At 47.6% G+C, this 22,582-nt stretch carries 23 protein-coding genes and 1 tRNA gene; 2 read left to right on the forward strand and 22 right to left on the reverse strand.

Annotated features, from left to right (window positions below; translation table 11 throughout):
* Positions 1–27: 27 nt before the first annotated feature.
* The 8 genes from ACW9JV_RS10365 to lpdA form a co-directional block, all read right to left on the reverse strand.
* Positions 28–1,047: an aromatic acid exporter family protein gene (locus tag ACW9JV_RS10365; protein ID WP_457333964.1), complete on the reverse strand. Its 1,020-nt coding sequence runs from the start codon at positions 1,045–1,047 to the stop codon at positions 28–30.
* A gap of 95 nt (positions 1,048–1,142) precedes the next feature.
* Positions 1,143–1,217 (reverse strand) — tRNA-Arg (locus tag ACW9JV_RS10370).
* A 96-nt stretch (positions 1,218–1,313) separates the two neighbouring features.
* Positions 1,314–1,685: a hypothetical protein gene (locus tag ACW9JV_RS10375; protein ID WP_457333966.1), complete on the reverse strand. Its 372-nt coding sequence runs from the start codon at positions 1,683–1,685 to the stop codon at positions 1,314–1,316.
* A 129-nt stretch (positions 1,686–1,814) separates the two neighbouring features.
* A complete protein-coding gene (locus tag ACW9JV_RS10380; protein WP_457334706.1) occupies positions 1,815–2,237 on the reverse strand; it encodes a BrxA/BrxB family bacilliredoxin in 423 nt (140 codons plus the stop codon).
* Positions 2,238–2,341: 104 nt separating this feature from the next.
* Positions 2,342–3,592: a dihydrolipoamide acetyltransferase family protein gene (locus ACW9JV_RS10385; RefSeq protein WP_457333968.1), complete on the reverse strand. Its 1,251-nt coding sequence runs from the start codon at positions 3,590–3,592 to the stop codon at positions 2,342–2,344.
* Between the two features lie 12 nt (positions 3,593–3,604).
* Positions 3,605–4,588 carry an alpha-ketoacid dehydrogenase subunit beta gene (locus tag ACW9JV_RS10390; protein WP_457333970.1) on the reverse strand — a complete coding sequence of 328 codons (984 nt, stop codon included), beginning with the start codon at positions 4,586–4,588 and terminating at the stop codon, positions 3,605–3,607.
* Positions 4,579–5,595: a thiamine pyrophosphate-dependent dehydrogenase E1 component subunit alpha gene (locus ACW9JV_RS10395; protein WP_457333972.1), complete on the reverse strand. Its 1,017-nt coding sequence runs from the start codon at positions 5,593–5,595 to the stop codon at positions 4,579–4,581. The genes ACW9JV_RS10390 and ACW9JV_RS10395 overlap by 10 nt, the downstream gene beginning before the upstream one ends.
* 25 nt (positions 5,596–5,620) lie before the next feature.
* Positions 5,621–7,042 (reverse strand): dihydrolipoyl dehydrogenase, encoded by a 1,422-nt coding sequence (gene lpdA, locus ACW9JV_RS10400; protein WP_457333974.1) that lies wholly within the window; start codon positions 7,040–7,042, stop codon positions 5,621–5,623.
* A gap of 261 nt (positions 7,043–7,303) precedes the next feature.
* Between lpdA and ACW9JV_RS10405 the strand changes: the two genes are divergently transcribed.
* Entirely contained in the window at positions 7,304–7,543 is a 240-nt protein-coding gene (locus tag ACW9JV_RS10405; protein ID WP_457333976.1) for a DUF2627 domain-containing protein, read from the forward strand.
* Positions 7,544–7,550: 7 nt separating this feature from the next.
* On the opposite strand, the gene ACW9JV_RS10410 is transcribed toward ACW9JV_RS10405, so the two are convergent.
* The 3 genes from ACW9JV_RS10410 to steA are packed head-to-tail and all read right to left on the reverse strand — an operon-like array spanning position 7,551 to position 10,101.
* Positions 7,551–8,363, reverse strand: a complete 813-nt coding sequence (locus ACW9JV_RS10410; protein ID WP_457333978.1) for a hypothetical protein — start codon at positions 8,361–8,363, stop codon at positions 7,551–7,553.
* On the reverse strand, positions 8,321–9,001 hold the full coding sequence (locus ACW9JV_RS10415) for a glycosyltransferase family 2 protein (protein WP_457333980.1): 681 nt from the start codon (positions 8,999–9,001) through the stop codon (positions 8,321–8,323). Before ACW9JV_RS10415 ends, ACW9JV_RS10410 begins: the two co-directional genes overlap by 43 nt.
* A complete protein-coding gene (gene steA / locus ACW9JV_RS10420) occupies positions 8,998–10,101 on the reverse strand; it encodes a putative cytokinetic ring protein SteA (protein WP_457333982.1) in 1,104 nt (367 codons plus the stop codon). Before steA ends, ACW9JV_RS10415 begins: the two co-directional genes overlap by 4 nt.
* A gap of 109 nt (positions 10,102–10,210) precedes the next feature.
* Here steA and ACW9JV_RS10425 point away from each other — a divergent pair, with 109 nt between their 5' ends.
* Positions 10,211–10,381 (forward strand): hypothetical protein, encoded by a 171-nt coding sequence (locus ACW9JV_RS10425; RefSeq protein WP_457333984.1) that lies wholly within the window; start codon positions 10,211–10,213, stop codon positions 10,379–10,381.
* 47 nt (positions 10,382–10,428) lie between these two features.
* Here the strand turns inward: ACW9JV_RS10425 and spo0A are convergent, their stop codons facing one another.
* From spo0A to folD, 11 genes are all read right to left on the reverse strand, one after another.
* Positions 10,429–11,220 (reverse strand): sporulation transcription factor Spo0A, encoded by a 792-nt coding sequence (gene spo0A / locus ACW9JV_RS10430; RefSeq protein WP_457333986.1) that lies wholly within the window; start codon positions 11,218–11,220, stop codon positions 10,429–10,431.
* A 293-nt stretch (positions 11,221–11,513) separates the two neighbouring features.
* Positions 11,514–12,728 (reverse strand): SpoIVB peptidase, encoded by a 1,215-nt coding sequence (spoIVB, locus tag ACW9JV_RS10435; RefSeq protein ID WP_457333988.1) that lies wholly within the window; start codon positions 12,726–12,728, stop codon positions 11,514–11,516.
* A 116-nt stretch (positions 12,729–12,844) separates the two neighbouring features.
* Positions 12,845–14,566, reverse strand: a complete 1,722-nt coding sequence (gene recN / locus ACW9JV_RS10440; protein WP_457333990.1) for a DNA repair protein RecN — start codon at positions 14,564–14,566, stop codon at positions 12,845–12,847.
* A 23-nt stretch (positions 14,567–14,589) separates the two neighbouring features.
* On the reverse strand, positions 14,590–15,039 hold the full coding sequence (gene ahrC, locus ACW9JV_RS10445; protein ID WP_457333992.1) for a transcriptional regulator AhrC/ArgR: 450 nt from the start codon (positions 15,037–15,039) through the stop codon (positions 14,590–14,592).
* Positions 15,040–15,157: 118 nt separating this feature from the next.
* Positions 15,158–15,970 carry a TlyA family RNA methyltransferase gene (locus ACW9JV_RS10450; protein WP_457333994.1) on the reverse strand — a complete coding sequence of 271 codons (813 nt, stop codon included), beginning with the start codon at positions 15,968–15,970 and terminating at the stop codon, positions 15,158–15,160.
* A gap of 3 nt (positions 15,971–15,973) precedes the next feature.
* Positions 15,974–17,863, reverse strand: coding sequence for a 1-deoxy-D-xylulose-5-phosphate synthase (gene dxs, locus ACW9JV_RS10455; protein WP_457333996.1), 1,890 nt, complete (start codon positions 17,861–17,863; stop codon positions 15,974–15,976).
* Positions 17,864–17,897: 34 nt separating this feature from the next.
* On the reverse strand, positions 17,898–18,485 hold the full coding sequence (locus ACW9JV_RS10460) for a hypothetical protein (protein ID WP_457333998.1): 588 nt from the start codon (positions 18,483–18,485) through the stop codon (positions 17,898–17,900).
* Positions 18,486–19,186: 701 nt separating this feature from the next.
* Entirely contained in the window at positions 19,187–20,047 is an 861-nt protein-coding gene (locus ACW9JV_RS10465) for a polyprenyl synthetase family protein (protein WP_457334708.1), read from the reverse strand.
* A 23-nt stretch (positions 20,048–20,070) separates the two neighbouring features.
* On the reverse strand, positions 20,071–20,319 hold the full coding sequence (gene xseB / locus ACW9JV_RS10470; RefSeq protein ID WP_457334000.1) for an exodeoxyribonuclease VII small subunit: 249 nt from the start codon (positions 20,317–20,319) through the stop codon (positions 20,071–20,073).
* On the reverse strand, positions 20,312–21,709 hold the full coding sequence (gene xseA / locus ACW9JV_RS10475) for an exodeoxyribonuclease VII large subunit (protein WP_457334002.1): 1,398 nt from the start codon (positions 21,707–21,709) through the stop codon (positions 20,312–20,314). Before xseA ends, xseB begins: the two co-directional genes overlap by 8 nt.
* Complete coding sequence (gene folD / locus ACW9JV_RS10480) at positions 21,706–22,569, reverse strand: bifunctional methylenetetrahydrofolate dehydrogenase/methenyltetrahydrofolate cyclohydrolase FolD (RefSeq protein WP_457334004.1); 864 nt, start codon at positions 22,567–22,569, stop codon at positions 21,706–21,708. The genes xseA and folD overlap by 4 nt, the downstream gene beginning before the upstream one ends.
* Positions 22,570–22,582 lie beyond the last annotated feature (13 nt).

Genomic DNA, 22,582 nt, shown 5'->3' on the forward strand with positions numbered 1-22,582 from the left:
TTTTAGCTGCCTGTAACGGGAGCTTTTTTACGTAGAGTGCCTCTTTTTCCGATCTCTATGCAGTCGTTTCCCGGTTACTGCCCGGGTGCGTTTTGGATCCGGCTTAAAACGCTTCTTGACAAGAAGATAAGATTCAAGCTCATTCAGTATATAAAATAGAGAAGAACGGACTTCAAATTCTTCTCTCGTTTTAGGAAGTTCCATGTCCTGAAGTTCTCTTTTTAAGGCATGCAGTTTTTCCAGAAAGTAGCCGGATGTATTTCCCGGGGATACTCCTTCACTAAGTTCCTGGAGAAAAACAGCCATTTTTCTGCCTTGTATAACAGTGCGGTCGAGCGAGGAAATAAAGGGAAGGATCCGCTTGATGACGTCAAATTGCTTTTCACGCATTTTAAAGTAATGATAAAAATAATCATCGTGCCGCATGAAATCATTTTCGATGTTATTCAAAGCCATGCTTTTACCTTCATCAATCAACGCAGCAGCATCAGCAATTTCCCTGCCATCCCAAGTGATGTCACCGTATTGGAGATAAGCCGAGTACTCTCTCCATATATCACGGAAACATTCCTCCACCCGGACCTGTTTCCAAGTCAGATCGTTTTCTCGGCTCGGCATATAGAGATTCATAATCAGAGCTATGCCTATACCGATACATATCAACTGGAGTTCGTTCCAGATAATGGCCCGGGATATGTTCTCCAGGGTGTACAAATGGAGCATGATAACGACACTGGTGATAACGCCCCGTTTTACCCCTGCCGCTACCGCCGTCGGGATGAACAGAAGAAACAGTACCGCCACCGACACGAAATGATAGCCGATTCCTTCATATACCACCCCTGCAAAAATGATGCCGATTAGACAGGCTACAAGGCGTTCCCAGGAATCCCGGACCGATTCTTTTTTCGTTACAGAAATGCACAACACGGTGATAATACCAGCCGAAACGTAGAAGTCCAAATCCAGAAGCTGTGCAATAAAAATGGATAAAGCGGCACCGATGGAGGTTTTTACCGTACGGTATCCTATCTTCCATCCCGTCATAGGAACTCCTTTACTTATATCTTGTGTCGTAGTATGTAGATAAAAAAACTACACATGATCCATGTGCAGTATCTTATCCTATATTAACATCATGGTGGCGCGCCTACCAGGATTCGAACCTGGAATACGAGAACCGGAATCTCGCGTGATATCCATTTCACCATAGGCGCATGGGTTATCCCCTAAAATGAAGACATGTTATATTGTATCGAATATGAATGTTGTCGTCAAGAAGAAAAAGAATTCTTACTGGAGGCTCCCCGGCGTTAAGCCTCCTTATTTTCGTTTTTTTCCTCTTCAAGCATTGTATCAAAACGCTGCTCAATTTCATCCTGGGAATATCCCAGCTGATTCAGTTTCATGGTGAAGTGCTGGGCATACAGCTTTGTCCGTTCCCCCATTTTTTTGTATTTCTTCCGTTCGGCGGTTTTCTTTACGGATTTTGCCCGATTCTCTGCATTGGACATGACGCTTTCCACTACAAACAGTGACTTCCAGATTTCTGATTCGTCGGGGTCCACCTGTCTGTGATCCAGATAATCGATGACATTCTGATAATAATCACGGAATTCTTCAAAGCTGATCTCCGTGTCCATATTCAGATACTCTTGAATCTTCCGGTATAATTCGTCCATCATTCGTCCGCCCTTTATGTATTTTCGAGACAGATTTTATATTACCATATTCAGGCTCCAAATAGCAAGATAACTGGTGGTATCGGCATAAGAAAAGGAGCCCTTTTCACGAGAGCTCCTTTTCTACCCATATTAACAATGTTCTTCGAACGCTTTCTCCAGTTCCTGCACCACTTCAATCGGCTCATGGCCCTCAATTTCATGACGCTCCACCATACGCTTGATCTCACCGTCTTTGAGCAGGGCAAAAGAAGGGGAGGAAGGTGCATATCCGGTGAAATACGATCTCGCTGCATCCGTTGCTTCTTTATCCTGTCCTGCAAATACAGTCACAAAACGATCCGGCTGCTTTGCATAGTTTTTCATGTATGCCGCGGCAGGACGGGCGATACCGCCGGCACAACCGCACACGGAATTGACCATGACCAGGGTGGTTCCCTCCTGTGACAGGGTATCCTCCACTTCCTCCGGTGTACCGAGCGGAGTATAGCCGGCATCTTCCATTTCCTGTCTTGCCGGACCTACAATATCATTGACATAGAAATTAAAATCCATGTGTTTCATCCTTTCTTTCCTGGATTGTTTCCCTTTCATTGTAGCCGATACATGCCGTACGGTACAAGCGATGAAACTTGAGCCCCGGTCCGGCCGGATACCTGTTAATAGATATGTTCTTTATCCGCATTAAAGCCTTCCAGTTTCTCCTTCACGCGGGCAAGAAAACGGCCGCAGATCAAACCGTCAAGGATACGGTGGTCAAGGGAAAGACAAAGGTTCACCATGCTCCGGATCGCCACCATATCCTCCTGCACAACGACTGGTTTTTTAATGATGGATTCAATCGAGAGAATAGCTGCCTGAGGATGATTTACGATCGGCATCGACTGTACCGAACCAAATGATCCCGTGTTATTGATCGTAAATGTTCCTCCCTGCATCTCCTCTTCCTGCAGCTGGCCGAGCCGGGCTTTTTTAGCAAGGGAATACACTTCTTTGCCGAGTCCTTTGATACTTTTTTCATCAGCATTTTTGATTACAGGGACATACAATGAATCTTCCGCTGCCACCGCAATGGAGATATTGATGTCTTTTTTATGGATAATCTTATCCCCGCCCCAGACCGAATTGACTTCTGGAAATTCCTTCAGGGTTTCTACAATGGCTTTCATGAAGAAAGGCATAAAAGTAAGTGAAAACCCTTCTTTTTCTTTGAAGTCATCTTTAATGCGGTCCCGGTACGTGACAATATTGGATACATCGACTTCCACCATCGTCCAGGCGTGGGGTATTTCTTCCTTGCTTTTTACCATATTGGAAGCGATGGCTTTTCTCATCTGACTGAGAGGTATCTCTTTGTCTTCCGACAATACTTCCATTTCCTCCTGCGGCTTTTTCTTATACGTTGGGTAACGGGCAGCTTCTTCTTCCTGTTTTTCGGAAACGGGGGCAGAAGCAATTGTCTTTTCCACATCTTTACGGGTGATTCTTCCTCCCCGCCCCGATCCTTCCATCGACGCCAGATCAATATTATGCTCCTGTGCAAGACGCATAACGGCAGGAGAATATCGCGTTTTCATCGAGTGGTCCCCTTTTTGTTCCGACTCTTCCGGCCGGGCATGTTGATCTGGTTCATGCCCGTCTTCTTTCCGGCTCTGATTCTGATCCGTTTTTTCCTGCGTTTCAATATAACAGATTAACTCTCCCACCTGGACCGTCTCATCTTCGCCGGCCACAAGTTCCCCGATAATGCCTGAGAACGAAGAGGGCACCTCTGCGTTTACTTTATCCGTTGTCACATCGGCAATAGGATCATATTTATCCACCCGGTCACCCGGCTGTACAAGCCATTTTGTTATGGTTCCTTCCGTTACACTTTCCCCGAGCTGGGGCATCTTAATTTGTTCGGACATGTCTTAAACCTCCTAAAACTCCGCTAAATCCCGGATAGCTGTTTCAATTTTTTCCGGATTCATCATAAAGTACTTTTCCATCGGCGGAGCGTAGGGCATGGATGGTACGTCCGGACCTGCCAGCCGCTGTACCGGGGCATCCAGATCGAACAGACAGTGCTCGCCGATAACTGCGGCCGCCTCGCCCATAAGGCTCCCTTCTTTGTTATCTTCCGTTACAAGCAGTACTTTGCCGGTTTTTGAAGCCGCATCAATGACCGCTTCCTGATCAAGCGGATATACAGTGCGCAGATCCAGGATATGAGTGGAAATACCTTCATCCTCCAGCTTTTCCGCTGCCTGCATGGCAAATTGGAGACAAAGTCCGTAACTGATGACCGTTACATCCGTACCCTCTTTTTTTACATCTGCTTTACCGATTGGAAGCGTATAATCTTCTTCCGGAACCTCACCTTTTATCAGACGATAAGCCCTCTTATGCTCAAAGAACAGCACCGGATCCGGATCACGGACCGCGGCTTTCAGCAGACCTTTGACATCGTAAGGTGTAGAAGGCATGACGATTTTCAGTCCTGGAACGTGGGCAAACAGGGATTCTACCGACTGGGAATGGTACAGGGCTCCGTGTACACCGCCGCCGTAAGGGGCACGTATCGTAATCGGGCAGCTCCAGTCATTATTGGAGCGGTACCTCGTTTTGGCTGCTTCAGATATAATCTGGTTAACGGCCGGCATGATAAAATCGGCAAACTGCATTTCAGCAATTGGTCTCATCCCATACATCGCCGCGCCAATGCCGACACCTGCTATCGCAGATTCTGCAAGCGGAGTGTCAAGCACCCTTTCTGCTCCAAACTCTTCATACAGGCCTTCCGTAGCGCGGAAAACCCCGCCGCGGGCACCGACATCTTCGCCGAGGACGAACACTTTTTCATCCCGCGTCATTTCTTCACGCATGGCTGCGGTAACAGCTTCAATGTATGTCATTACTGCCAAGTCGAATCACCGCCTTGATCTGCATATACATAGTCAAGCACCGTTTCAGGATCCGCATACGGTGCCTCTTCTGCTTTCTCTGTGGCCTTGTCCACGACCTGCTTCATCCGGTCCAGCATTTCCTGTTCTTTGGAGTCGGTCAGTACGCCGCATTCTTTCAGATAGGCAGAAAAGGTATAAACGGCATCTTCCTGTTTTGCCTGCTCCACTTCTTCTTTCGTCCTGTAAAAGCTGTCGTCATCATCGCTGGAATGCGGGGTGAGACGGTAGGAGACTGTTTCAATAAGCGTCGGCCCCTCTCCGTTTCTCGCACGATCTGCTGCTTTTTTGACTGCTTCATAGACGGCCAGCGGATCATTTCCGTCAATCGTAAAGCCCGGCATACCATATCCCGAAGCTCTTTCCGAAACATATTCGCACCCGGACTGTTTGTCCATTGGGACAGAAATGGCATATTTATTGTTTTCACATAAAAAAATGACCGGCAGTTTATGTACGCCTGCAAAGTTGGCGCCTTCGTGGAAATCTCCCTGACTGGCTGATCCTTCTCCGAAACTGACCAATGTGACAAAATCTTTCTTTTCCATTTTGGCAGCAAGGCCGAACCCGGCTGCGTGTGGAAGCTGTGTCGTCACTGGAGAGGAACCGGTGACAATTCTGTTTTTCTTCTGTCCGAAATGACCCGGCATCTGCCTTCCCCCCGAATTGGGATCCGGCGCTTTTGCAAATCCCTGCATCATAAGCTCCTCCGGAGTCATCCCGAAATGCAGCACCAGGCCCAGATCCCGGTAATAAGGAAGAATATAATCTTTATCTTTATCCAGCGCCATTGCCGCTCCTGCCTGTGCAGCTTCCTGTCCCTGGCATGACACAACAAATGGAATCTTGCCGGCTCTGTTTAACAGCCACATTCGTTCGTCTATTTTTCTTGCCAAAAGAATTGTTTCATACATGGACAGCACCCGGCTTTCCGACAAACCGAGCTGTTCGTATGTGGGTGAGGACATGTCTACTACCTCCTGCGATCATTATTTATAGATGAATGGCTTTCCCTTCTACATCAAGGGCGGCTTCCCCGAATATTTCAGACAGCGACGGGTGAGGATGAATGGTTTCGGACATTTCAAGATTGGAAGCATCCACAAGGCTGGCGAGGGAGGCTTCGGATATTAATTCGGTGACGCCGCTGCCGATCATGTGCACTCCTAGAACATCATCATTATCCCCATTAACAACAAATTTTGCAAAACCTTGGGTCTCTCCCTGCACAACGGCCTTCCCTAAAGCCTGAAACGGAACATGAGATGTCTTTACCGATGTATATCTGCTCCTTGCTTCTTCTTCCGTCCTGCCGACAGCTGCTGTTTCGGGATAGCTGTAGGTACATCTGGGAACCCCGGCTCGATCCAGCCGCGCCGGTTCACGTGAAAGAATATGTTCTACTGCGTTTATTCCTTCTTTTGAAGCCGTATGGGCAAGCTGCATGCCTCCTTTGACATCACCAACTGCATAGATGTGTGATTCTTTCGTCTGTCCGGCTTCATTCGTAACGATGGCACCATGTTCTGTTTCAATATCCGTGTTTTCAATCCCGATATCCTCTATATTTGCACTCCGCCCTATACATAGTAAAACTTTCTCTGCGGAAAGCTCAAGTTCCTGCTCTTTCTGCTCCACGTGCAGCGTAACCAAATGGGCTGATGTTTCTTTTTCTTCTGTCACGCTGCTGTTCGTATAGATATGGACACCTCTGTTTTTCAGCGCTTTTTCCATGGCCTTTGAAATCTCCAGATCTTCCTGCGGAAGCAGCCGGGGCCCATATTCGAGAACGGTTACTTCCACACCGAAGTCAGTCAGCATCGAAGCAAACTCAACACCGATCACACCTCCTCCTACAATCACCATCGAGGACGGGAGAGTGTCCATTTGCAGGACATCGCCGGATGTCAAAATTCGTTCGCCGTCAGCTTTCACCTCCGGATGTTGTCTCGGTCTGGAACCTGTAGCAATCATAACATGTTTTGGAAGCAGCATCGCATTTTCCGATCCGTCTTCCAGTTCGACAGAAACCGTCCCTGCCCTCGGAGAAAATATGGAAGGTCCCAGTATTCGGCCGGTTCCCTTATAAACATCAATTTTTCCTTTCTCCATAAGACTTTGTACGCCCCGGTAAAGTTGATCCACGACGCTGTTTTTTCTTTCCTGCACCTTTTGGAACTGCAGTGTGACCTCAGAGGCCGTAATCCCGTATTGATCACTATGTTTCATTTCCCTGTATTTCTTTGCACTTTCGAGCAGGGATTTGCTCGGGATACAACCCTGATGAAGACAGGTTCCTCCTTCGCGCTCCTTTTCAACTACGGCGGTTTTCAGGCCCTCCTGTGACGCTTTCACCGCAGCGGTATATCCACCGGTACCAGCTCCTATAATGACCAGGTCATATTCTTTGGGCACTTCGTTTCCTCCTCATCCGTTCATTCCATTTGTTTATGTAAAAACCATAGCATGTGAAATGGTATTTCTTCCAGCAAAAATGAAGTATTACTTCCTAATACTTCATTTTAACATTATCTGTTTGTTTCATGTACAGGAGAATTGAAACTTGCGCCGCCGCCTTTCATCCCTTACAATACATTTGACAATAAAGGCTGAATCTGCACCTTTCTGCAGTACGCCTTTATGACTAACGACCTGATTCAATCAAGGAGAATGTTCATGCGGATTATCGCTTTATTAATACTTGTATTTCCCGGTTTTCTTTCTGTACTCGGCATTAAACTGATGAGAGATACGCTGTTTCAGATTCTGCAGCCCCCATTTCCGTTCCTTTGGATGCAGTTTGCCGCCGGGGCGCTGCTTCTCGTTTTTGGAATCTGGTTCATATCCGGTTTTGTCCTGCACAGAGACCGGAAAAACAATAAACCCGGCATCCGCCGCACGAAAAAATCAAAATAAATCCACCCTATTTTTTTCTTCCAAATTGATCGATGGCACAAAGCAGAGGTGACTGCCCAATGATGCGGTGGAACGAGACATATTCCGCAGAGAGGGTAAGCAGGATATAGATGATAATGAAGAAGATCTGCACGGAAAGTGGAAGAATGATAACCCCGCACCAGGCGAGAGCCGTCCCTGCGAGAGCGGCGCCGTTATCGCCGAGCATGCTGCGCTCCATCCCTTCCATCACCGCCCACACTCCGGCTCCCGCAGCTAACACACCTGCGGCGGCCGGGGCAGTAAGAAGAGCGTTTTCATTTATATAAAACAGGATTAAGAGACCATGCAGGGCAGACCATTTCCACACCCTTAAAGGCCTTGTGTCCATCAGATTACATACGTGAGGCGACAGAAGAAATAAGAGAAAGGCGGCTGTTCTACGTATCACTTCCTGTTCAAGAAACAAAGCCGCACCCGCTGATGCTGACACAATCACAGCTATTTTCACAACACCGGTCGTAAGCTGTTGTTCTGTCCGGAGCAGACGAAGATGCCCCCGTATTCCTTTAGGATAGGCCGTTCCCATGCTGTCATCGATCCAGCCTGCTGTCCAGACAGAAACGGTATACAGAAAAACGATTAGTGTTTCCATTGTCTGATGATACAGAACAAACATCCACACAAACAGAAACAGGAAAACCCCGGCTGATAACGCCACCGGTTCCCCTCTGTAGTTCACCTTTTTCCAATCCATCCAATGGAACAGCGTGAAGACAGCCGCACCGTAGAGCATCATTAGCGCGGTGCAGAATATAAGTGTCCGTATTTCCTCAAACAACGCTCCACCTCCAGCCACTGCCTCCCGCGGTGTATGAAACCTGACAGCCCTGATCCTTTTCCTTCATGAGTAAAAGGAACATCTATCTCCTGAATAGAAAGTCCGCTCTGATAAGCATGCAGATTCATCATCGTTTCAAGAGCGAAACGATCGGCCTGTATATGTTGAAATACAGGGAGGTGCCTGCGCAGAAAAGCCCGTTGTCCGGAAAGCGGCATCTCGAGGGTAAAGCCGCAGCGTTCTTTCAGAACATGCTGTACTCTTTTTTTCACAAGGCCCATCCCTGCTTTTCCTTCTGTTTGAACTGTCCCTATAACAAGATCCGCCGATTCTTCCAGGATCGGTTTCAGGAGAGTTTTTCCGTGAACCGCGCTTTCACCCAGATCTGCATCCAATGTGACAATAACCTCTCCTCTGGCTGCCAGCCACCCGGCTTTTACCGCTGCTGACTTTCCATGATTTTTTATGAAGGAAACCGCTGTATCGCAGTAATGCTCCATCAATCGTCCGGTACGGTCGCTGCTGCCGTCATTAACACCGATAATTTCCTGGGCCCAGCCGCCTTTTCTGACAGCCTGGATGGTCGCCCGGATATGTTTTTCTTCGTTAAACGCAGGAATGATCACACTGACATTCACGACTTTTCATCTCCTCCTTCCAACCCCCGTAACGTCTCCTTTTCTTTCAGGAAAACCGCATTCCGGAATTTTTCCCGCCATCGAATATTCCGCATATTTCTTCTCCGATCCTGAACATAATGAATACCTTTCAGATCAATCAGACGGCTTCCGGCAAGCATCCGCATGAGAAGGGAAGATCCCATTCCCGGTCTTCCTTTGCAAAGGTATTCCTCCATATCACGGTGTCCTCCAACCATAAAAATCCGTTCCGCCCCCTCTTTCAAAGCGAAAGCGGCTGCAGCATCTTCACTTAATCCTACAAACTGGACCGTCCGGGCACTCATGTTATGTTCAAGGAGATGATCCAGACCCGGGGCATCTCCATCCGGGCCCTGATGCACAATCAGCTTTGCTCCGCATTTCATAGATGCATGACTGACAGAATCCATATCTCCGATAATATAGTCCGGGGCAAACGCTATCCTCCGCATATCATCTGCCGCTCCGTCGACAGCAATCCGACAGAGATCAGGCGGAAAAATGTATTTTCTGGCATATTGAAGATCCTTCACGTAATCCGCCCCCCGGATTACAATACAGGCATCCTTTCCCGCAAGTGAATGCCCCTGCTCCCAGGAATGCCACTGCTCCAGAAAGTCCGGGAGTTCTTTCCCGGCAAAGTGAAGGCTGTTTTCAAAGAATGCTTCCATCAGACAGGTGCGCTGCATTTCCGCTCTAATTCCCAGTCTTTCGATAAGCTTACGGGTATACCGGGTAAGTAAGCTCATTTCCATCAATCTGCCGCTGTAGCGCAGATACAATTTGTTTTGATGAATTTCAACCGTTCTGCCATGGATACAGGGACCGATACCAGAAGCATGGATATCAAATACAGGAATATGGTGGTCCACCAGGCGCTGCACTCCGTCCTGCGGAATGGAACCGCTCATCGACGTTTTGTCATTCAGTACTGCCTGTACATCCGCCCTGATTAAGCTGTCCGCCGCTGTGGCATCAATGTCTTTGTGGGAAAGAACTGCAATATCTCCTGGATGAATACACTGAACAAGCCTTTTTGTTTGTTCATGATACTGGGCACTGCCTTTCCATATTTTCACTCGATCCGCCTCCTGTGATTAGTATGGACAAAAGACAAGGCAGACCATGCATATATGACGAAGGAAAGTGCCATTTTATAAACAGAAAGGAAGCTGAAGGAGGAGGAAAATGTTTCAGTACATGGAATCCAGACACGGGTATGATATGTATGTCAGCTCTTATAACGGAGAACAGTACACCATTCAATATGATCCGGAAAAAGAACGGATTGAACAGATGAGACCTATAAATTACAGGCTTGCCGCTCTGTTTGATTCCTACATCGATAAATTGGAATAAAGAACAAAAAGGCCGTTTCTGTTCATCAGAACGGCCTTTTCTGTCTTTTAGCTCACTTTGTGTTCCAGGCGTAATTTGTCAGCCACCATCGCAATAAACTCACTGTTTGTAGGCTTGGCTTTTGATACATTTACGGTGTAACCGAACATCCTCGAAATGGATTCAAAATTGCCGCGGCTCCATGCCACTTCAATGGCGTGGCGGATGGCACGCTCGACCCTGCTTGATGTCGTGTCGTATTTTTTTGCAATATCGGGATACAACACCTTCGTAATCGAGCCGAGAAGATCGATGTCATTATATACCATTGTTATCGCTTCGCGCAGATACATATAACCTTTGATGTGGGCAGGGACCCCGATCTCATGGATAATGTTTGTGATACTCTGGCTTAAATTAATCGTTTCCGGCTCATTTCTTGTTTCTTTGATGACACTGTGATTTGGAACAAAAGAAGACATCTGCTCTTCGCTCACTTCTCTTATGTTGGATATCAGGGTTTCCATGTCAAACGGCTTTAACACATAGTACGATGCGCCAAGGTTGACTGCTTTCTTTGTCACTTCTTCCTGGCCGAAAGCGGTCAGCATAATAATTTTCGGCATCGGCGATGCAGCTGTATATAGTTTTTCGAGCACAGCGAGCCCGTCAAGGTGCGGCATAATAATGTCCAGAACGAGAACGTCCGGAGTGGAGTTCTCCACAATTTTCAGGCACTCCTGCCCGTTATAGGCGTACCCTGCCACTTCCATGTCTTCCTGAGCACCGATATACTCATTCAATAATCCAACGAGTTCCCGGTTATCATCCGCTACACATACTTTAATATTGCTATTCACCAACACGTACCTCCTCATAGTAAATACATGAATTTTCTCCCAGTATTCTATTTCAACAACAATACCGATAACCCTTCATATTTTTCAAATTTATTTAAATTTATTGATCAGCTTCACTCATCTTCTTTTTTCTTCCGTTTACGATTTGTTTCGACGTTTTACTTTCTTTTATTCATTATTTTTGTCGAAAAATCTTTATTTTACTATGTTTATGTTACCATATTTATCAAGAGTAATAAAAAGACTTTAAAAACAAGAAAGAGGAGGGATCTGTTCGTCCCGCCTCTTTTTCGTTACGCTGCACCTTCCCGTTTTTTCCGGAAGGTGTCTATTCCTGCTTCTTCAAGCATCCATTCGACATGACAGGCATAACCGGACATCGAATCATTCACAAAAACGTGTGTCACCGCTCCGGCGATTTTGCCATCCTGAATAATGGGGCTGCCGCTCATCCCCTGTATAATGCCTCCCGTTTTGTCCTTCAGTTTTTCATCTTTCACCTTGATTACCATCCCTTTTGAAGCTGCTTTCATTTGAGGAATGGACTGCACAATTTCGATATCAAAAGCTTCCACTTTTTCCCCTTCCACGACTGTCATCATCTTTGCCGGACCGGTTTGTACTTCATCGGCAAAAGCGACCGGCAGTGGTTCACGGTTTGCGGTTCTTTCCGGCTGCAGCTTGCCGAATACGCCAAAAGACGTATTCTTCGTCACATTTCCGAGTGCTTTTTCGTCTCTGGAAAGCGATGCTTTCTTCTCTCCCGGATTGCCATCAATTCCCCTTTGAATGGATGTAACGTTCGATTTCATGATTTTACCGTTTTCCACCGTGATCGGTTTATTCGTATCTGAATCTGCAATAACATGTCCCAGCGCTCCAAATTTCCCATGCTCCGGTTCATAAAAAGTGAGCGTACCAATTCCGGACGCTGCATTGCGGATATAAGCTCCCATGACATACCCGTTTTTTCCTTCGTGAAGCTTCACCGTAACATCATACGTCTCTTTTTTTCTTTTCACTTTAACCTTTACTTTATCTTTATCTGTATTTTCCATGATCGAGACAACATCTTCGAGACCGCTGATTTTTGTTCCATCGATTTCGATAATCTGATCGCCGGATTGTAGTCCTGCCTCTTCTGCCGGAGAAAATCTCCTTTTTTCACTGGAGACATCGTGGAACCCGACAATCATTGCACCTTCAGACTGAAGTTTGACTCCGATTGAATCTCCCCCCGGTATGACGCGCAGCTCAGGGATTTTTTGGATATTAATCCGTTTAGCCGGAAGTGTACCTGCCTTAACTGCTGCGAAATAAGGGGTTTGTTCTGTAACTTCCCATTGACTGCCTCGTATTTTTCCTTCTTCTTCTATATATTTATCTGTCTGCTCAAACGTCGTCACCTGATTGGGTATTTGCAAATATGACTGTACTGTATCATTCATTAGAATGGTTACAAAAACGGCCAATAAAATAATTCCTGCGGCTTTTCTCCCCCGTTCCATTCCTGCATCCTCCTCAGCCCCGCATATATTGTTTTGTTGTACTTCTAATGTTGCCTCGGATATCTTGATTTATAAGCGGGCAGTATAAAAAAAGCCGACCAAAAAAGGTCGGCTTTTCATGAATTGGTTTTGATTTTTTCCGCCATCGTCAATAATTCATGTGCATTGTCTCTGGTTAATTCGGTCACTTCCACTCCGGAGATCATTCTGGCAATTTCGTCCGTTTTCTGCTCGTCCTGAAGTGGTTTTATATTCGTTGTTACCCGGTCATTCTGTTCCTGTTTTTCAATATACAAATTGGTGTCGGCCATTGCCGCCACCTGGGGTAAATGGGAAATACACAATACCTGGGCTCCGCGGGAGACATTATAAATTTTTTCGGCAATCGCCTGTGCAATACGTCCGCTCACCCCTGTATCGACTTCATCAAAAATAATCGACGTGACGTGCTGATAACCGGACAACATCGTTTTCAGTGCAAGCATAATCCGGGACAGTTCCCCGCCTGAGGCTGTCTTGGATAATGGCTTTAATGGTTCTCCGGCGTTGGCAGCCATCAAAAACTCCACCTCATCCTGTCCGTTTTCATTAAATACCAAAACATTATGTTCCGATTCATACGATGAACCTTTTTTTGCCGGCGAGACCCGCACCTCCATAACCGCATTTTCCATAAACAAATCCTGAAGCTGTTGTTTTACTTCTTCCGCAAGCTTTTCCCCCGCCTGCTTTCTCAGATCGGTAAGAGTTTCAGCTTCCGCTTGAAGGTCAAGCACGGTTTCATGAAGTTTTTTTTCCATTTCTTCCATTTTTTCTTCCTTATTCGAAAGGGATTCAATCTCTTCTTCCAGTCTGGAAGCAAACGCCAGGATGTCCGTGACCGAGTCTCCGTACTTTCGTTTCAGCTTTTTCAGCTCCTCCAGCCTTGATTCGATTTCATTAAGACGTTCCGGATCAAAGGAAACAGCATCCATTCGATCTCGGAGAGAAAACGTGGCTTCTTCCAGCGAATAATAGGCTGTCTGCAGAGATTCCATCACCGGTTTCACTTCGTCATCAACAGCCGCCGCCTCTTCCGCGTGATTTACAGCCAGGCCTGCCCAGTCCATAGCTCTGCCTTCACCGTACAGACTCTCATAGGCGTGCCCAAGTTGTGTATACAGTTTTTCTCCATTAGCCAGAATAAACTTTTCTTTCTCGAGTTCTTCATCTTCTCCAGGAACAAGCTCCGCCTGTTCGATTTCATCGAGCTGGTAGCGGATAAAATCCAGGCGGTTGGCGGTTTCCTGATCATTCTCCTGCCATTTTTTCCATTCATTTTGCAGCTGCGTAAATTTCCGGTACCTTGCCAGATAATCCTGATATGTATCATGAACTTTCTGTCCAGCATAACGATCCAGAATGGAGAGGTGCTTTTCCGGCTGCATCAGATCCTGATGTTCATGCTGCCCGTGAATATCGACCAGAGACTGCCCGACTTCACGAAGGACAGCCAGTGTAACAAGCTTCCCATTCATCCGGCAGATGCTCTTTCCTTTATCGGTGATGTCCCTGCGCATAATCAGCATATCCTCTTCCATTTCAATTCCGGTCTGTTCCAGAACGGACCGGGCCGGATGAGAAATATCAAGATGAAACAGCCCTTCGATCTCGGCTCTCGTCTCTCCATGGCGCACATAATCCACCGATCCCCGTCCTCCCATCAACAGACCGATGGCATCAATGATGATCGATTTCCCCGCTCCGGTTTCCCCGGTAAGAACCGTCAGGCCATCCGTAAACCGGACCGTCAGTTCTTCAATAATGGCGAAATTTTTTATAGTGACCTCTTCGAGCATGACAGCACCTCGATCCAAAAGAATTAAAGCATGTCTAAAAACCGGTCGATCATGGCACTCGTTTGACTCTTCTCCCGGCAGATGATCAGTATCGTATCGTCCCCGCAGATGGTCCCCATGATCTCTTCCCAATCCAGATTATCGATAAGGGCAGCAACTGCATTCGCATTTCCGGGCAGAGTCTTCATGACAATTAAATTTTCGGTCTGGTCAATGCCGATAAAACTGTCGATTAACGCTCTTTTCAGTTTCTGCAGCGGATTGAAGCGCTGATCCGCCGGCAGACTGTACTTGTAGCGTCCATCCGCCGTCGGAACTTTGACAAGATGCAGTTCTTTGATGTCACGGGAGATCGTCGCCTGGGTAACATTATATCCGCCCTTTTTCAGCCGGTCGACCAGCTCGTCCTGCGTTTCGATATCATATTCGGAAATGAATTCCCTGATTTTAATATGTCGTTGTCCTTTATTCATGTCATCATCCCCGCCTGTTTCAATTTTTGATGTATATGTACATCATACCCAAAAATTTATAATTATACAATGAGGTGATTAAAAATAAAGGGATGTTAAATCAGAACAGCCCGCGTTCTTAATGAGCATACGCATCTCCGGCCTGTTCCACTACCCGGAAAATGTCCCGGCGGACATGATGTTCCGGTATCTGAGGGGGATTCCATAAAAGATGAAGCAGGTATTCTATATTGCCGTCTCCACCTGTGATCGGGGAATAATCCAGAGATACGACAGCAAAGCCGGTCGATTCTGCAAACTCCGTAATGTCGGATAACACATCCCGGTGAACAGAAAGATCACGGACTATTCCTTTTTTACCTACATGTTCTCTGCCTGCTTCAAATTGAGGTTTGACGAGCAGGCTCAATTCGCTGTTATTTGCAAGAACGCCGGTAAGAGGCGGAAGAAGAAGTTTCAGGGAAATAAAAGACACATCAGCAGCCGCGCGGGTGGGGCGCGGCTGGAAGTCTTGGGGATCCGCATAACGGAAATTATACCGTTCCATTACTTTTACTTTCTCGTCACTGCGCAGTTTCCACGCCAGCTGATTGGTTCCTGAATCCACGGCATATACAAACGAAGCCCCGTGCTGCAGAGCGCAGTCCGTAAATCCTCCCGTTGAAGCACCGACATCGAGAAATATTTCTCCTTCCAGATCGATCTGAAAAACGTCGAGTGCCTTCTCCAGTTTCAGGCCGCCGCGGCTTACATATGGCTGGATCTCTCCCTTAAGACGGAGCAGGGCCGAACGGCTGATTTTTGTCCCGGGTTTATCTACCGGCACATCATCAGCCAGAACGACACCCGCCATCACCGCTCGTTTTGCCTGCTCCCGGGAGTCAAAAAATCCCTGTTCCACTAGGAGGGTATCGATTCTTTCCTTTTTCATAGGTCACGCTCTTTTCTGCGTCGTGGGAAGAAGAGCCTGTATATTTTTCTGCACTTCCTCAGCGGTTAGTCCTATTTCTTCATATAACTCCGGAACACTGCCGTGTTCAATATACCAGTCCGGAATCCCCATTCGTTCGATGACCATTCCGTGACATCCATGATCATGAAAATGTTCAAGAACAGCACTTCCAAAGCTTCCTTTTAACGCCGCTTCTTCCAGTGTGAGTACTGGTTTATTTTCGTCATACAGCTGTTTAAGCATGTCTTTGTCAAGCGGTTTTGCAGAACAGGCATTCACAACCCGTACTGATATATCGTCGCCTGCAAGTTGTTCCGCTGCTTCGGCTGCAACAGGAAGCATGGTACCAAAGGTTAATATGACGGCATCCTCTCCTTCTCTCACTACTTCCCATTTCCCGATATCCAGCTTCATCAGATTATCATCCATCTCCACCCCGTACCCGTTTCCGCGTGGATAGCGCACGGCAATGGGACCATCATCATGCTGATAAGCCGTATAAATCATATGCTGCAGTTCATTTTCGTCTTTTGGCATCAATATGGTCATGTTCGGAAGACTCCGCAAATAAGCAATATCAAAAACGCCCTGGTGGGTTTCCCCGTCCGCGCCGACAAGTCCGGCCCGGTCAATCCCGAAAAACACGTTCAGATTCTGCCTGCAGACGTCATGCACAAGCTGATCGTACCCGCGCTGCAGGAAGGTGGAATATACAGCAAATACCGGCTTCATTCCCTGCGTGGCAAGTCCCCCTGCCATTGTTACGGCATGCTGCTCGGCAATCCCGACGTCAAACATGCGGTCCGGAAACACCTCTTTGAACTGATCCAGTTTTGTCCCTCCCGGCATTGCAGCTGTGAGGGCAACCACTCTGTTGTCTCCGGCAGCAATCCGCTGGAGGGTATTACTGAAAACTGCACTGTAAGCAGGCGGTCCCGGTTTTTTCACGACTTCCCCCGACTCGATCTTATAAGGACCCAGACCGTGCCATGTGCCTTTAGCATCTTTTTCCGCAGGACCATATCCTTTTCCTTTTTTCGTCAGTACGTGAACAATAACAGGCCCATCCGTATCACGGGCATATTTAATGTTAGACGTGAGATCTTCAAAATCATGGCCGTCCACCGGACCGAGATACGTAAATCCGAGTTCCTCAAAAAACATACCGGAAACAAGAAGGTACTTCAGACTGTCTTTCAGCCGTTCCGCTGTTGAAGCAAGCCTCCCTCCGAAAGCCGGGATTTTTTTGATGAGGTATTCGAGATCGTCTTTTACTTTCTGATATCTGCCCATCGTGCGCAGACGGCCGAGAATACTGTGGAGAGCTCCAACATTTGGGGCGATGGACATTTCATTATCATTCAGCACGATCGTCATGTTGGTCTGCTGATGGCCGATGTTGTTCAGTGCTTCGAGCGCCATGCCGCCGGTGAGGGCGCCGTCCCCGATAACCGCCGCCACCTGTTCATCGGTTCCCTTTATGTCTCTAGCCACAGCCATACCCATAGCTGCCGAGAGAGAGGTGGAGCTGTGCCCGGTTTCCCATATATCATGGATACTTTCGCTGCGTTTAGGAAAACCGCACAATCCCTGATACTTCCGAAGCGTATCAAACTGCCCGGCTCTGCCTGTCAGAATCTTATGAACGTATGTCTGGTGGCCCACATCCCATACCAGTTTATCTTCCGGACTTTCATACAGAGCATGCAGGACAAGGGTGAGTTCCACTACTCCAAGATTCGGCCCTAGATGGCCGCCTGTCACCGAGAGCTGCTGAATAAGAAAATCTCTTATATCTCCGGCCAGTTCCTTCAATTCGGTACGGCTGCAGTTTTTGATGAATGCCGGATCCTGTATCATGTTTACGTCCATCAAGTGAACCCTCACTTTCGGAGTTTAATATGGTCTACATGTTTTTTTCTTTCTTCTTAAATATTTTTATTTTCAGCTTATCTTCACTGATATAAATGACTCGGCCGACCTGATATATAATAGACGTTGATTTTGTGATGGCAAAGGTTTTGCCGAGAGCTTTCCCACTTACTGTCAGTGCGGCCACCACAGCCGTGAAAATAACATTCAGTACAAACTGCAGTGAGCTGCCGTCACCGGCGCCTGCGGCAAACGTAAGCTGCAGAACAACCGCTGACGCGGCTGTACCGCTTACAACACCGGAAATGTCGCCGATTACGTCTGCACAGAAATTGGCTACTTTATCCGCATTTCTCGTTATTAACATGGCCTGATAGGCACCGGGCAGTTTTTTGGCGGCCATGGCGTGAAAAGGCTTTTCCGACGCGGCTGTGGCAGCCACCCCAATCATATCAAAAAACACACCCGTCATTACAATAATGAATACAATGAGCATGCCGACCGCCCATCCGACTCCGGAGAGAAAAGCGGTGGAAACCATTGAAAAAATAGCCGCTAACACCAGCGTGATAACGGCAATAAAACGACTCCATCGTATAGATTCTTTCCAGATACTTTTCATTTTTTACGTATCACCTGATATTTTTTGAAGACATTGGACATACTAAAGCTATGTAAAAACCGGATGGCCGGCATGAAGAGTAAACATTGTGTCTTAGGTCCAGTAGGTTTTCCCACCGGCCTGCCGGATCGTCGCCGTTCCGGCGGTTTCCCTTTAAAGGCCGGTTGATGGCGTTGCCGCACATCAGACTGGATTACCACTTAGAACACACTGCAATCCACTTCATCCGTCCATCTGGAACAGTCTAGGAGTTTTCCTCGGCAATTCCGTGCCACTCTCTTAGCCTCTTTTGCAGAGCAGGTTTCAGAAAATAGGAAGATAACCGCCGGCCAAGCGTTATTATCTTCCTATCTGCCTTCTTCCCCGCAGCTCCACTCAAGGCAGGCTACGCTGCAAGCAGACCTTCCCTTCGGCCCGCACTGCAGGTCTTACCTTTTCAATGAAGAAAAGGCCTCCGCGGTGAAAGGGTTCACGCCCACATGCCTTTGTGGATCGCCCTTACACCTTTACTCCCAGCATCGACCCAAGGCTGGGCGCCTCGAGCCGACACCAGGAACTTCATCGATATGCCCTTCAGCGGATTTTTAGGCCCGCCCTCGAGAATGGAGAATCGACTAGAATACTGCACCATCCGATTTTGTTACCTTGATTATATCATGAATGAGAGAAACACCACAAATGATACCCTCATGCCGTATGCGTCAATGAACCCGTTCTGCCACATAATCGACAAAATCCCGGAGAAGTGATGTGTACGAAGAATCAGATGGAAGAGAGGATTTTGCTTTTTCAGCGTGGAAGATGAGCTTTTCTTTTGCACCTGTCATCGTCAATAGACTGGGGTAGGTGCTTTTATTGCTTCCTGCATCGCTTCCGGAAGCCTTTCCCATTTCCTTTTCATCTCCCTCAATATCAAGGATGTCATCCCGGATCTGAAAAACGAGGCCTAAATCCCTGGAAAAGATTTTCAGTTTTTCGATATCCTGTTCCGGTGCGTCTCCAAGAACAGCTCCTGCCGTAACGGCATACGTAAGAAGGGCTCCGGTTTTGTGGTCATGGATATATTCCAGCTCCTTCAGTTCCAGGCTTCTGTTTTCTCCTTCCAGGTCGGCAGCCTGCCCGCCGACCATCCCTTCAAGTCCGGAGCTTTTTGACAATTCAGTAACCAGCCTGAGTTTCCTCTCCGCACTGATATGAGTTAATGTACTGATCATTTCAAAAGCTTTTGAGAGCAGGCCGTCTCCTGAAAGAACCGCAAAAGCTTCTCCATACACTTTATGGTTTGTCGCCATACCGCGCCGGTAATCATCATCGTCCATGGCCGGCAGATCATCATGTACAAGGGAATATGTATGGACCATTTCCACACTGCATGCGGCCTGATAATCCTGCTCTTCCACCTTGCGGAAAGCCGATACCGCCGCGAGCATTAAAAGAGGGCGGACCCTTTTACCGCCCGCCTGTATGGAATAAGTCATCGCTTCTTTCAGGGTGTCGGGTCCTTCCATCGCATCAATATATGAAGGCAGTCTCTGATCAATTTCTTTTTTATGGATATCCATGAACTGTTTCAATTCCGGAAGGCTCACTCTGTCTCCCCCTCTGTCGTAAGAGGCTTTATTTCGCCGTCCTCTTCCACGATCCGGTCCATCTGTTCTTCCACCTGCCGAAGCTTTTCATGACAGGTGTTCGATAAAGTCATTCCATCCTGATACATCGCTATGGCTTTTTCAAGTGGAACTTCTCCTTCTTCCAGTTTCTCTACAATTTTTTCCAGCTTTTCCATAGCCTGTTCAAAAGATACGTCTTCCTGCTGGTTTTCTTCTTCACTCATGATAACCGCCTCCTTCCCTGTTTTTTTCGTTGAACCTGTCCTTGAGCTCTGCTTCCGATACGCTGTCTACATCCGCACGAACCTGTCCATCCCGGAGATACATGGTGATCTCATCTCCTTTGTTTACCTGCGAGATGGAAGTCAAAAGGTTACCTGATTGGGTATAGGTGACCTGGTATCCCCGGTCAATGATATCCAGAGGATTGAGAATGCGCAGCTTCTGCAGCACATGCTGAAATTGACTTCGTTTATCCGCTGCTATACGGGCCACGGATTTATCGGCACGCGCATGAAGAGAGGAGAGCCTCTCTTTTTCTTTTTCAAGCAGGCGGCTGGGATGCCGGCGCTGCAGCCGGGCTGTTAAAGACTGCAGCGACCTTTCTCCGTTTTTTTTACGCTGTTCCAGGCTTTTGTCCATACGATCGAGCAGTCTGTCCAATTCCTGTTCCTTCTGTTTCAGCAGATGGGAGGGATAGCGGAAAGCATACGACCGGTCCAGACGGTTCAGGTTCTCCCTTTTTCTGTCCGTTGTCGTTTTCAAAGCACGGAACATCCTTGCTTTCAGCTGTTCCAGAGCGGCTGTCCATTCGGACAATACAGGTACAGCCAGTTCAGCAGCCGCTGTCGGGGTGGCAGCACGTACATCCGCCGTGAAATCGGATATGGTAAAGTCCGTTTCATGCCCTACAGCAGATACAGCCGGCGTCGTCAGAGCGGCAATCTTCCGTGCTACTATTTCTTCATTAAATGCCCACAGCTCTTCAATCGAACCCCCGCCTCTTCCAAACAGTATGACATCAAAGGACCCGGAGTCCGCCTGGTCCATGGCATGGACAATGGAAGAAGGAGCTTCCTTCCCCTGAACAAGCACCGGGAAAAGAGTGATCCGGGCCGGGGGAAATCTCCGTTTCAATGTCGTTATTATGTCCCTTACCGCCGCTCCCGTAGGGGAAGTAATCACGGCGATCTCTTTGGGAAATGCCGGCAGCGGCTTTTTCCGCTCTTCACTGAATAAGCCTTCTTCCTCAAGGCTTTTTTTCAGCTGTTCATACCGGATATACAGCTGTCCGATCCCGTCGGGTTCCATTTCCCGTACATAAAGCTGGTATTGACCGAATGGTTCATATACCGACACATGTCCTTTAAGCAGCACCTTCATGCCGTTTTCAGGTGCAAAGGACAGTTTACGGTTGTTCCCCGCAAACATCACAGCTGAAATTTTCGCCTTTTCATCTTTTAAGGTGAAATACATATGCCCGCGGCTGTGTTTCTTAAAATTGGAAATTTCAGCACGGAGCCACACCTGCTGAAGCTGATCATCCATTTCAATGGTTTTTTTTACTCTTGTCGTGAGCTGGGAGACCGTAAGCCACTGCCCGTCCAGACTCATTTTTCCTGTTCACCTGCCGCCAATCTTTTCGCCGACTGCAGGGTATTATATAACAGCATGGTAATGGTCATAGGGCCCACACCGCCGGGAACCGGTGTAATAAAAGAAGCTTTCTCCTTTACTTCATCAAACGCCACATCTCCGCACAGGGAACCGTCTTCTTTTCTGTTCATCCCCACATCAATCACGACAGCTCCGTCTTTAATGTATTCCTCCGTGACAAATTCAGCCTTTCCGGCAGCGGCTATCACAATATCCGCTGCTGCACTGAACTGCTTTAGATCAGGAGTTCGAGAATGACAGTATGTAACCGTTGCATTTTCGTTCAGAAGCAGCTGGCCGACCGGTTTGCCGACGATGTTGCTCCGGCCGATGATAACGGTATGCTTTCCTTCGACGGGAATGTCTTTATATTTTAACATCTGCAGAATGCCGTAAGGAGTGCACGGCAGAAAGGCGTCCTGCCCCGTCATCATGCGTCCGATATTAATCGGATGGAAGCCGTCCACGTCTTTTTCCGGAGAAATGCTTTCAATGACCTTCTTTTCAGATATGTGGTCCGGAAGCGGAAGCTGCACAAGGATCCCATGAATGTCCGGGTTATCATTGTACTCCTGCACTTTATTTAAAAGTGTTTCTTCTGATACATCTGCCGTCATTTCTGTCAGTTCCGAATAGATGCCTGCCTCGGCAGACGCCTTCTCTTTTCCTTTTACATAAGACCTGGAAGCCGGGTTGTCCCCGACCAGAATTACAGCAAGACCCGGTGTGACAGTATCCCGAAGTGACTGCACTTCTTCCTTAATCTGTCCGCGGAGACTTGCCGCCACTTCCTTCCCGCTTATAATTTCCGCTGCCATAAAAGTTCCTCCT

This window comes from Salibacterium sp. K-3, assembly GCF_054052005.1.